Origin of the sequence: Streptomyces sp. CB01881, assembly GCF_002953255.1 — a bacterium.
Taxonomy (GTDB): Bacteria; Actinomycetota; Actinomycetes; order Streptomycetales; family Streptomycetaceae; genus Kitasatospora.
On sequence record NZ_CP026498.1, the window covers coordinates 10,747,022 to 10,756,082 of the forward strand.

Sequence of the window (9,061 nt, forward strand, 5' to 3'; positions counted from 1 at the left end):
TCACCAAGGCTCCACGACCGCGTGGGCGCTCTGGTCTACATCGCGGCGCTCGCTCCCGACGAGGACGAGACCTCGCAGGACCAGCAGGACAAGTTCGCCCGCACGCCCGTTTTCGAGCACATCGACATCGCCGACGGCCGGATCTGGCTCCTTGAGTCGGGCATCGGCGACTTTTGTGGCGACCTGCCGGCAGCCGAGCAGAAGCTCGTCCTCGCGACGGGCGCCGTGCCGGTCCCGGACCTGTTCAACCAGCAGGTTCCCGGAACCGCCTGGCGCACGAAGCCGAGCTGGTACATCGTCGCGAACAACGACCGTACCGTGAACCCCGAGCTGGAGCGGGCCGCCGCCGAACGCATCGGCGCCAAGACCTACGCCGTCGACAGCAGCCACGTGCCCATGCTCTCGCACCCCGACTTCGTCCTCGACGTCATCCGCGACGCCGCGAAGACCCTTGCGACATAGAGCCGTAACCGAGGCAGCGTTTCCCCACGCGGTCTGCCGCCGTCCGGCGTCTTCCGGTGCGCTTGGCTGCTTACAGTGTGTCCTACCTGGTAGCTGAGTCGTTGGACCGGTCATGGGGAGTAGTGGGTGGGGTTGGATCGTTCCTGACGGTTTGTGGGATCTGGTGGATCCGTTGCCGCCTGCCGTGCGGGTTCGGCCGCTGGGCGGTGGGACGGCGAACCTGGACGATGAGGCGGTGTTTGCCGCGATCGTCCAGGTGCTGACGGCCGGGTGCGCGTGGCGTTATCTGCCGCCGTGTTTCGGGCTGTCGAAGTCGACGGTGCACCGTCGGTTCATGCTCTGGACCAGGGACGGGCTGTGGGCCTGCTGCGGCGGGGGATGCTGGAGCGCCTGGTCGCCGCGGACGTGCTGGATGTGTCGCGGGTGATCGTGGACTCGGGGCACGTGCGCGCGAAAAAAGGGGTCTCCGCACCGCTCCCAGTCCCGTCGACCGGGGCAAGCCCGGCTCCAAGGTGCACGTCCTGTCCGACCGCTCCGGGTTGCCCCTCGTCGTCGGCATCTCGGCCGGCAACACCCACGACCAGCACGGGCTGATCCCGCTCGTCCAGGCTCTCCAAATGGAACACGACCCGGACCGGGGACTGCACTACAAGCCGCGCAAGGTCCACGCAGACAAGGCCTGCGACAGCCCCGACCTGCGGAGAAGGCTCCGCCGGCAGCAGGCCCTGCCCAGGATCGCCCGCAAGGGCGTCGAGTCCAGCCAGATCCTGGGACGCCACCGCTGGGTGATCGAGCGCACGATGGCCTGGCTTGCCGGCTATCGTCGCCTCGCTCGCCGCGGGTCCGAATTGGCGGCACGGCTGCTTGCGGTCCACGCCTGGCTCGTGCTGCCGTACGTCTGGCTCTTGTGGGGGCGGACTCCAACTGCCATGGTGTTGCGACGACTTACTGCCTGGTTGTTGTGATCGAACCTTCGAGGCAATCAGTGGAAGGAGTGCACATGGCCACGCTTTTATTGCCGCCCCGCAGTGGTAATGCCTCTCGTTCTCGCGTGTTGGCGGTATTGCTGACCGTCCTACTCGCTCTTGCCATGACGCTGATCGACGCCACGCCCTCACAAGCGACCGTATACAACAGGAGGTTGCGGAACCTCACCACGGACAAGTGTCTGGATATACCCGGCACTGACGCCCCGACCATGGGAACATCGGTAATTCAGTACCTTTGCGGACCGTGGGCCGCCCAGAGATGGGACTTCGTGGACGGGGTCGAGGGGTTCTTGATCAAGAACACCCTGAACCCCGACCTTTGCTTGGACGCCCCTGGCACCGATGCGCCACGGAAGGCCACCGTCGGGTTCTACCCGTGCCAGGACACCACTGCCGACAACCAGCTCTGGACGCAAGAGTGGAACTCCACTGGAACAGCCTTCCTGGTGGTGAATGTCAAGTCGAAGAGGGCGGGGAGGCCCGCATGCCTGGACGTTGCCGGTATGCGTGAGATAGACAACTTCCTTCGGATTGGGGTCTACCCGTGCACTACCTCACTAGACGATGATCACTACTGGTGGTTCGACTAGGAACTGTCCGGGTGATCTCCGCCCGCTGCCCGGCGTGACGATCCAGGGACAGCGGGCGGCACCGGCCGTCCGCTGTCAGGTGGACCTTGGTGGTGAACCCGCCGCACGAGCGGCCGAGGTTCTCACCTCTCGCACCACCGGTCGGCATCCTTCCTGGCGCCGAGTCGGGCTAGAGGCATCGAGCGCACCAACGAACGCCTCGACGAGGTGTGCGGCAGGGCCACTGGAGCAGGTCCCGGCCAATTCACACCGTTCGCCGGCCGGGACGTCTCGCGGTAGGCGCATCTCCTCGTTCTGCACGATCCGGTACGGACCCGTCTGCTGCTGTGGCTGCCACCCGGCCGGTCAGCGGTGGTCGTTCAGCGGTTAACCGCCCGCATCCCGTCCTCGTCGTAGCGCTCGCCCGCCACCTCGGGCAACTCGGCCTCGATGCGGGCCAGGTCCTCGTCGGTCAGCTCGACGTCGACCGCGCCCGCGTTCTGCTCCAGATAGGTGCGGCGCTTGGTGCCCGGGATCGGCACGAGGTCCTCGCCGCGGGCCAGTACCCAGGCGATGGCGAGCTGGGCCGGGGTGACGTGCTTCTCCGCGGCGATCTGCTTCACCTTCTCCGCGAGCCGGAGGTTGGCCGCCAGGTTGGCCTCGGTGAAGCGCGGGTTGGTACGGCGGAAGTCGTCCTTGTCGAGCTCGTCCGGGGAGCTGAACCGGCCCGCGAGGAAGCCCCGGCCGAGCGGGGAGTACGGCACGAAGCCGATTCCGAGCTCCCGGCACGTGGGGAGCACCTCGGCTTCCACGTCCCGTGTCCAGAGCGAGTACTCGCTCTGGACGGCGGTGACCGGGTGGACGGCGTGGGCGCGGCGGATGGTCTCCGCACTCGCCTCGCTCAGCCCGATGCACCGCACCTTGCCCTCGGCGACCAGTTCGCCGAGCGCGCCGACGGTCTCCTCGATGGGCACGGTCGGGTCGACCCGGTGCTGGTAGTACAGATCGATGCGGTCGGTACCGAGCCGCGCGAGTGAACCGTGGACGGAACTGCGGACGTGCTCGGCCGAGCCGTCCTGGCGTCCCACCGTCGACATGTCGCCCGGAACCGCGCCCTCCATGCGGTAGTTGAACTTCGTGGCGATCACGTACTCGTCACGGTGTCCCCGGACGGCCTCGCCGACCAGGGACTCGTTGGTGAGCGGTCCGTAGACCTGCGCCGTGTCGAGGAAGGTGATGCCGAGGTCCAGCGCGCGCCGGATGGTCGCGACGCCCTCGTCCTGGTCGGCCGTGCCGTAGAAGGCGGACATCCCCATGCAGCCGAGGCCGATGGCCGACACCTGGAGGTCTCGCAGAATGCGCTGTTTCATGTGCCGTGCCGGTCCTTCGTCTCGTTCTTCCCGTGCCCTACCCGTTCCGACGCCCGGTCCGGGCGACCGCCCGGGGCCTCGTCCCCTCGGAGAGGACCCTACGGTGCCGGGGTCTTCCGGAGCCGGACCGGCACGGCCGGATGCCGGGTGCCCGTGCGGGGGTCTTTGCACCACCGGCGGGCGGGCTTACGGCCCGGACCGGACCGGGAGTCCCGCACCGTCAGGGGAGGGCGGGGAGTGCTGGGTGTCGGTACTCCTCCATCGCGTCGAGCAGCCAGTCCCTGAGGTACTGGGCGAACGACCCGCGGACCAGGAGCCGGTACGGCGGCGCCTCGTCGAGCTGGTGCAGCACGACGTTGACCCCGGATACCTCGGTCTGGGCGCAGTGTCCCGGCGCGAAGGCTCGCCGGTCCCGCCGGTCCTGTCCCGGCCGCCTCGGACGAGGGCGAGGGCGAAGGTCCGGTCGAGCGGATCAGGGCCTGGTCGGTAATCCGTCCGTGGCCAAGGAGGACATGGTCGCCGCGCCCACGGCGTGCGCGCCCGTCTGGTAGACGGTCGCCGTCCGGCGCTCCGACCCGCCGGGCTAGTAGGGCTTGGTCAGGTTCGTATGGGTGTGGGTATGTCGCGGTGGCAGGTGGGGCAGGCGCCGGCCCAGGTGGCGAGGATGGTCTGCAGCTCGCGGACGACCTGGTAGAGGCTCAGGCCGGTGCCGTTCCTTTTGGGGCCCGGGCCAGCCTCCGCAGGGTGCAGAAGGCGTGGGCCAGGGCGACGAGGGTGACGTGATGGTGCCAGCCGGTGAAGGTGCGGCCCTCGAAGTGGACCAGGCCGAGGGCCTGTTTCATCTCCCGGTAGTCGTGCTCGATGCGCCAGCGGAGCTTGGCCAGGCGGACCAGGGTGGTCAGCGGGGTGTCGGCGGGCAGGTCGGAGAGCCAGAACTGCACCGGCTCCATCTCCTTCGCGGGCCACTCGGCCAGCAGCCAGCACTCGGGCAGTTCCACACCGTCGGTGGCATCGCGGATCTCGCGGCCGGCGGGGCGGATCCGCAGCGCGACGAACCGCGAGTACATCCGCTTGAACCCGGTGCGGCCCTTGCCCGGGCGTGAGCCCTCGCGCCAGGACACCGGTTCGGCCTTGTCGGAGGCCGGATCCCAGGACTTGGGGAGGAACAGCCGCCAGTCGACGGCCGTGGAGGCGTGGTCGGCGGCCAGGTGCAGCGAGACGCCCACCTGGCAGTTGGTGACCTTCCCCGCGGTTCCGGTGTACTGCCGCGACACGCACGCGGAGGCGTCCCCGTCCTTGAGGAACCCCGTGTCGTCGATGATCAGCGCGGTCGGACCGATGGCGTCAGCCATTCTCCAGGCCAGTCGGGCCCGCACATGCGCCGGGTCCCACGGGCTGGTGGTCACGAAGTGCGCAGCGCCTGCCGGTTGCCGTCCTCGCCCAGCCGGGCGGCCATCGGCTCCACCGACTTGCGCCCGCCATCCAGCAGCAGCCCACGCACATAGACCCGTCCCCAGCGTTGCTGATCCCGACGCGTGAACGCCTCGAACAGCTCCGCCGTGAACGCCTCCAGGTCCTCCCGGACCTCCGTCATCTCCCCAGGTGTCACTCACTGTCAACGACACAACTCGCCAACGGACACGCCACCGTTGAACTGACGTGACCAAGCCCTACTAGTGCCGCATCAGGCAACGTTTGCCCTGTTGTGGTGTGACGAGCCGTTCGGTTTCGGGGGGTTGATCCGCAGGTCGGGCGGGGTGGGGTGGGCCGTTGGCGGCGATTGAGGGGGAAGGGCGGGTTCGTGGTTTCATAACCCCTCGGGGAAGATCCGGACCGGGGTGGCGGCCGTCCCGGTGCGCTGCGCCGGCGCCCGTGCGGCGAGGCCCGCGGCCTGTGCGTCGGGGGCGTCGGGGGTGGGCGCGACCGTCTCCGGGGGCGTCCACGGGGCGGCCCCCGGGGGGTGCGCCGACGCGGTCCGGTGGTCCGGTCGCGACACGCCGGGTTTCCGGACGCGGCCTCCCCGTTCATCATATAGTTGCTCGGTAGGTTGATTCGTGATGCTTGGTGTGCGAGTGCTGGGACCGATGGAGGCAGCCATCGGCGGGGAAGGGCTGGCGCTCGGCCGCCCCCAACAGCGGGCCGTGCTGGCGCTGCTGCTGATCGGGCGGGGTCAGGTCGTGTCCGTGGACCGGCTGGTGGACACCCTGTGGCCGACCACCCCCGTCCGCCAGGCGCTGGCCTCCCTCCACCCCTACATCTCCAACTTGCGCCGGGTGCTGGAGCCCGGCCGCCCACCCCGCTCGGCCTCCGAACTGCTGGTCAGCGCCCCTCCCGGCTACGCGGTGCGGTTGCCGGCGGACGCAGTCGACGCGTGGAGGTTCGAGGCGGCGGTGCGCGAGGCACGGGACGCCGAACCCGCGGCCGCCCACCGCCGGCTGACGGAGGCGCTCGGGTGGTGGCGCGGCCCCGCCTACCAGGAGTGGGCGGACCAGGAGTGGGCCGTCCCGGAGGTCGCCCGGCTCGGCGAACTGCGGCTGGCCGCACAGGAACTGGCCGCCGCCGCGGGGCTGCGGGCCGGTCGCCCGGGGGAGGTCGTGCCGACCGCCGAGGAACTGGTGCGTGCGGATCCGCTGCGGGAGGAGGGCTGGCGGTTGCTCGCGCTCGCCCAGTGGGCGACCGGCCGGCAGGCGGACGCCCTGCTCACCCTACGCCGGGCCCGGACGGCGGTCGTCGAAGAGCTCGGCCTCGATCCGGGGCCGGCCCTCGTCGAGCTCGAACAGGCCGTCCTGAGCGGGCGGTTCGACGTGCTGCGGCGAGCCGTGCCCGAGCACGTCCGGAGCGGGCCGGTGGTGGCCGGGGCGACACCCGCCGAATCCGTCCCGGACGAGGCCGTGAGCCCGGAGGCCCGTTTCTTCGGCCGGCAGGACGAGCTGGACGGCCTCCACGCGGTGGCCCGGGCCGCGACCCGCGCCGGGGGAGTGGTACTGGTGAGCGGGAACGCCGGCGTCGGCAAGACCGCTCTGCTCGACCGGTACGCCGCACTGCTGCGCGCCGACGGCTGGACGGTCGTCACCGGCCGCTGCCCCGACGACGCCGCGACGGCACCGGTCGGGGCCTGGGTCGAGGCCCTCACCGCCCTCCCCCGGCTCGACCCGCCGCCCGCTCCCGGCCCGCTCGACGCCCTCCTCGCCGCGCCTCCCGTCGACGGGCTGGCGCCCGCCGAGGGGCTGTCGCCCGTCGACGCCGTCGCGGCCCGGTGCCGCCTGCACACCGAGTTCCGGGACCGGCTCACTCGTGCCGCCGCCCGCGGCCCGCTGGCCGTCGTGATCGACGACCTCGGCCGGGCCGACGCGCAGACCCTCGCCCTCCTCGGCCTCGCCGCCTCGCTTCGCGGCGCGCCGGTGCTCGTCGTCGCCGCCTTCCGACCGGACGAGGGCGGGCAGCGGCTGACCCCGCTGCTCGCCGAGCTGGCCGGGCACGATCCCCACCGGCTCGACCTGCGGGGGCTGCCCGCACCGGAGGTTGCCGCCCTGGTCCGGGCGGTGGCGGGCGTCCCCGTCGCCGCCGAGGTGATCGCGGCCCTGACCGAGCAGAGCGGCGGCAACCCTCACCACCTGGTCCAGGCCGCCCGGCTGCTGGGCGAGGAGGGCGCGCCCGCCACCGTCGGCGACCTGCCCTCGGGGCTGCGGGCGGTGCTGCTCCGCAGGCTGGCCCGCAGGTCCGCACCGGAACGGGAGCTGCTGCACCTCGCGGTGCTCTGCGGCGGCGGGGAGGAGGAGACGGCCGTCCTTCTCGCCGCCGCCTCCTCCGCGGACTCCTCCGCACTGCCGGTCGCGGGCCCGACGACCGACGTCCCGGGCGCCGGCTCCCCGTCCGCCGACTCCCCGGCGACCGACCTCCTGGCCGCCGGACTCCTGGCCGAGACCGCCCCCGGCCGGGTCCGCCTCGCCCACCCCCTGCTGCGCGAGCTCCTGGACGCGGAGCTCACGGCGGCGCGTCGGCGGGCCCTGCACGGCCGTCTCGCCGAGGCCCTGGAACGGCTGCGCCCCGAGGACCGGGTCACCCTGGCCCGGCACGCCGCCCGCTCTGGTGAGGCGGGCCGTGCCCGGCAGGCCGTCGACGGCGCGCTGCGCGCCGCGGAACGGGCGGAGCGCCGGCTCGCGCACGATGTCGCGGCCGAGCTGATCCAGTGGGCGATCGACGCGGCGGACGTGATCCCGGCTCCGGACGCCGAACGGGCCGAGCGGCTCGTCGGCCTGCTCGGCCGGCTGCTGCAGGCGCAGGTCAGGGCTGGCGCGGCCGAGGCCGCCCTGCGGACCAGGGACCGGGCGGCCTCCGTCGCCCGCTTCGTCGGCCGCGACGACCTGCTGGCCGCGGCCCACGCCGCCTGGACCGAGCCGACGCCCTGGTTCACCCGCCCCCACCGGGAGACCGACCCCAGGACGGTCGAGACCCTCGAACGGCTGGCGGCCCGCGACGACCTGGAGCCCGCGGTGACCGCCCGGCTGCTCCAGCGGATGGTCGAGGAGCTGGCCGGCACCGCGCCCGGCCGGGCCCTGGAAGCGGCCGAGCGCCAGCTGCGGGTCGCCCGGTCGGCGGGCGACCCGCAGCTGCTCGCCGCGGCGCTCACCACAATGACCCGGCTGATGCCCCACGAGCTCCAGGGCGAGCGCCGCGGCGCCGTGATCGCCGAGCTCCGGGACCTGACGGAGGAGCACGAGCTGCCGGCCTACCGGTGGGTGTGCGAACACGTCGACGCGACGATCGCCGCCGTCTGCAACGACGCCGAGGCTGTGCGCGAGCACGCCGAACGGGGGGTGGAGATCGCCCGGCGGTACGGGATGCCCGAGGCGGAGGCCACCAGCACCGCCACGCTGGCGATGCTCGCCCACGCCCGCGGCGGGTTCGACGAGGCGGAGCGGCTGTACGGGCAGGTCCGTGCGCGGCTGTACGGCGGGAACGCCTGGCACGGCGCGGATCTCTACGACCGCGGGCTGGTCGCCGTCCGGCTCGGCCAGGGCCGCGTCGAGGAGCTGGAGCCGCACATGCGGGTGCTCTACGACACCTGGGGCGTGCTCGGCGGGGAGGCGTTCGCGGTGGTCCTGGCGTTGCAGGGCAAGGTGGACGAGGCGCGGGCGGTACGGCTCGCCCCGGTGCCGGCCGCCGACCACTTCCTCGGGGTCCGGCTCGGCGCCCGGGCCAAGCTGGCCTGCCTGCTGGGCGACAAGCGGGCGGCCGCCGAACTCGTCCCCCACCTGGCGCCGTTGCAGGACCAGCTGGGATCGGCCGCCACGGCGGCCTTCTGCACCCGGCCGCTCGCCCTGGGGCTGGCCGAGGTGTACGTCCTCCTCGGCGATCTGCCGTCCGCGCGGCTGGCCTACGCCCGGGCGGAGGAGGTCGCCCTGCAGTGGGGTGCCGACCACCTGGCCGAGGCGGCGCGCGCGGGGGCCGCGGCCCTGCCGGCCGCCCGGGCGGTGATCCCCGGGCCCCGCACCGAGGCGACCTTCGCGGACCGGTAGTACTGGCTCCGACCGGCCGTCAACTTCACCGGTTGCCCGGTCGTGGCGGTGGGCGCACGAGGCGGGCGGTCAGGGGGTGCCGTCGAACGCGCTGTCGCCGGTGACCCGGTAGCCGGCCCGGCGCATCAGGGTGACCGCGGCCGCGGTGCGGG

The 9,061-nt window shown here is 72.5% G+C and carries 6 protein-coding genes and 3 pseudogenes; 4 read left to right on the forward strand and 5 right to left on the reverse strand.

Annotation, left to right across the window (positions count from 1 at the left end; all coding sequences use genetic code 11):
* From C2142_RS41065 to C2142_RS36320, 3 genes and pseudogenes are all read left to right on the forward strand, one after another.
* The coding region (locus C2142_RS41065; protein ID WP_241003014.1) for an alpha/beta hydrolase at positions 1–462 on the forward strand (462 nt) is incomplete at its 5' end.
* Positions 463–574: 112 nt separating this feature from the next.
* Positions 575–1,301, forward strand: a pseudogene (locus C2142_RS41070) (IS5 family transposase); the annotation flags it as partial.
* Positions 1,302–1,552: 251 nt separating this feature from the next.
* On the forward strand, positions 1,553–2,041 hold the full coding sequence (locus C2142_RS36320) for an RICIN domain-containing protein (protein ID WP_162002648.1): 489 nt from the start codon (positions 1,553–1,555) through the stop codon (positions 2,039–2,041).
* A 25-nt stretch (positions 2,042–2,066) separates the two neighbouring features.
* Here C2142_RS36320 and C2142_RS41075 read toward each other — a convergent pair.
* The 5 genes and pseudogenes from C2142_RS41075 to C2142_RS36335 all read right to left on the reverse strand — a co-directional run.
* A pseudogene (locus C2142_RS41075) lies at positions 2,067–2,159 on the reverse strand (IS5/IS1182 family transposase); the annotation flags it as partial.
* 241 nt (positions 2,160–2,400) lie between these two features.
* Positions 2,401–3,390, reverse strand: coding sequence for an aldo/keto reductase (locus C2142_RS36325; RefSeq protein WP_148647064.1), 990 nt, complete (start codon positions 3,388–3,390; stop codon positions 2,401–2,403).
* Between the two features lie 220 nt (positions 3,391–3,610).
* Complete coding sequence (locus tag C2142_RS41825; RefSeq protein WP_277347300.1) at positions 3,611–3,742, reverse strand: hypothetical protein; 132 nt, start codon at positions 3,740–3,742, stop codon at positions 3,611–3,613.
* A gap of 346 nt (positions 3,743–4,088) precedes the next feature.
* Positions 4,089–4,984, reverse strand: a pseudogene (locus C2142_RS36330) (transposase).
* A 213-nt stretch (positions 4,985–5,197) separates the two neighbouring features.
* Positions 5,198–5,386, reverse strand: coding sequence for a hypothetical protein (locus C2142_RS36335; protein ID WP_148647065.1), 189 nt, complete (start codon positions 5,384–5,386; stop codon positions 5,198–5,200).
* Between the two features lie 88 nt (positions 5,387–5,474).
* Between C2142_RS36335 and C2142_RS36340 the strand changes: the two genes are divergently transcribed.
* Positions 5,475–8,909: a BTAD domain-containing putative transcriptional regulator gene (locus C2142_RS36340; protein ID WP_148647066.1), complete on the forward strand. Its 3,435-nt coding sequence runs from the start codon at positions 5,475–5,477 to the stop codon at positions 8,907–8,909.
* Positions 8,910–9,061: the final 152 nt, after the last annotated feature.

Excerpts from the sequence above, each read along its gene's own strand:
- C2142_RS36325 (WP_148647064.1), bottom strand. The coding sequence starts at position 3,390 with ATGAAACAGCGCATTCTGCGAGACCTCCAGGTGTCGGCCATCGGCCTC.
- C2142_RS36320 (WP_162002648.1), top strand. The coding sequence starts at position 1,553 with ATGACGCTGATCGACGCCACGCCCTCACAAGCGACCGTATACAACAGG.
- C2142_RS36340 (WP_148647066.1), top strand. The coding sequence starts at position 5,475 with ATGGAGGCAGCCATCGGCGGGGAAGGGCTGGCGCTCGGCCGCCCCCAA.